Origin of the sequence: Mameliella sp. AT18, assembly GCF_028807275.1 — a bacterium.
Classification (GTDB): Bacteria; Pseudomonadota; Alphaproteobacteria; order Rhodobacterales; family Rhodobacteraceae; genus Antarctobacter; species Antarctobacter albus.
This window is the reverse complement of the sequence record NZ_JARAMO010000101.1, coordinates 1-1,979: the sequence shown is the minus strand read 5'-3', so window position 1 is coordinate 1,979 and position 1,979 is coordinate 1. Positions and strand designations below refer to the sequence as shown.

General features: G+C 59.6%; 1 protein-coding gene. It reads right to left on the bottom strand.

Going from position 1 to position 1,979, the window contains the following annotated elements; genetic code table 11:
* Positions 1-683: 683 nt before the first annotated feature.
* The coding region (locus PVW46_RS13280; RefSeq protein ID WP_274576151.1) for a tetratricopeptide repeat protein at positions 684-1,979 on the bottom strand (1,296 nt) is incomplete at its 5' end.

Genomic DNA, 1,979 nt, shown 5'->3' with positions numbered 1-1,979 from the left:
AAACCGGACCAATCAGCGGGGGCGGGTCAGGCCCTGGAAAAGGACTCCTACGAGTGCCGGGTCTGTGGAAATTTTCTTGAAGAGTGGAACGCGTCAACTGTGCCGACTTTTCGATTGATCGCAAGGCCTAACGACGCTTGACCGAAAATCCAAGCATCAATCTGGAACTGCCGCATTAGCGGACGCATCAAGCCGATAGCCGGGGCCACACAGGGAGCCGGGAGAGTTATCGGAGGTGTCCGGTTGACTTTGTGACCGGCGATGCGCCTGATTTCGCGCCTGCGACTAACATCAACTGTCGGGTCGAACCGGGGGAGAGCCCGTGGATCGTGTCAAGTGCGGCGCGCCGTTCGGCATGGCCATCCGCCAGAGTCGGGTCGCCTTGCACCATGAGCTTCCGCAAACTGGCCAAGATCATTCCCGCACTGCAGCAACCGCGAAACGCCTGACGGAAAAATGCGCTCGCGCCATGTTAAGCCGTCGACATTCTTCGCTCGCGAGCGAGTGTCTTTCCAAGGTATCGGCCCGGAGCTGCCGTCCACCGCCGGTCTCCGCCGCCGCGGTGCAGTCCGTCAGAGCAGTCATTCGCTGCGAGTGCGATATAGAGCGCGCTGCCAATTTGTGGTCTGCGGACCTTTCTGCTGTCAGTCTTGTAGGATCTAATTTCCGCTGCGCGGACAATTCTAATGCAATCCGGCACCCGAAAGCGCTTCGGTCAGCGCATTCGCTTCTTTCCGTACGGGATAGGGGAACATGCGTCGCGCGTGAGCCAAGCTGTATCTTGGCGCGATGTTCCTAATCCGCGAAATCGTCTGCCTTGCGCCGTCGGTATCACCGACCTCCCACTGCGCTCGCACCATCTGAACACGTGCTGGAATAAAACGCGGTACGCGGTCCAGCACCGCTTGAAAGTGCCCTACGGCAACGTCTTGTTCCCCAAGCAGCAATTGGCAATGCCCCTTCGGGAATTCCCAACTGGGTGGCAGAAAGCTGTCTTTTGAAAACACGGCCTCCAGAAGTGGCCCGGCATCCTGAGGGCGTGCAAGACGATTCATAGTTTCTCCGTAGGCCAGGTAAGCTTCGGGGTTTTCGGGGTCTCGCGCGATGGCCGCGGCGAAGGCCGCGATGGTTTCCTCTGGCCGCCCGAGATATCCCAATACCCAGCCGAGCCGCGCATAGCCAAGGGCCGCCGTCTCATCCCTCCGGATGGCCTCACGGGCCAGAGCCTCTGCCGGCCCCAGCGTTTCGTCACTGCCAGGCAACCCGAATACATAGAGCGTGGTCCGGCAGTAGGCCTGTTGCGCATAGGCATTGGCGAAATCCGGGTCCAGTTCGGCCGCTTTCTCAAACTGCGAAAGTGCCTGGGCGAAAGCCTGAGGCTCATAGCGGAAATACGCGTAGCGGCCTTTCTGGTAGGCGTCATATGCGTTGGAATTGAGTGTGCCGCGCGGCTTTCTGGCGGCCAGCGATCGATCCGGAGCGATCACGGCAAGCAACCGGTCGGCGATCAGATCGTGACCCGCCAGAAGGCTGTCGCGTGTCAGATCAAAACGTTCCGACCAGATCTGGTTCTTTGTTTTTGCATCCAAAATGGCTGTAGATACGCGGATGCGCGATTTGATGTCACGCAAGTTGCCTTCGATGACATGGGTGACCCCGTAGATGTCTCCTGGTGCCTCAGCCCCGAGTGCCTTGGCCGTGTTGTAGGACAGGACAGTCAACGCATCGTGTCGCGACAGACTGTGGATCAGGTCTTCGGTCAGGCTGTCCGCAAGGTAGTCGGCCTCGGCGTTGTCACCAGTGGACCGAAAGACGCGGACGAACACAGTTGCCTTCGGACCGCGGCCACCTTCCCGGTCCGTGGAAATGGCATCTGCAACGAACCGGAAGCCACACCCGTGGATCGTCTTGATGATGCGATTGTCACGGTCGATGTCGCCAAGCGCGACCCTGGACCTGTCACGGATTTGTGCCGCTCC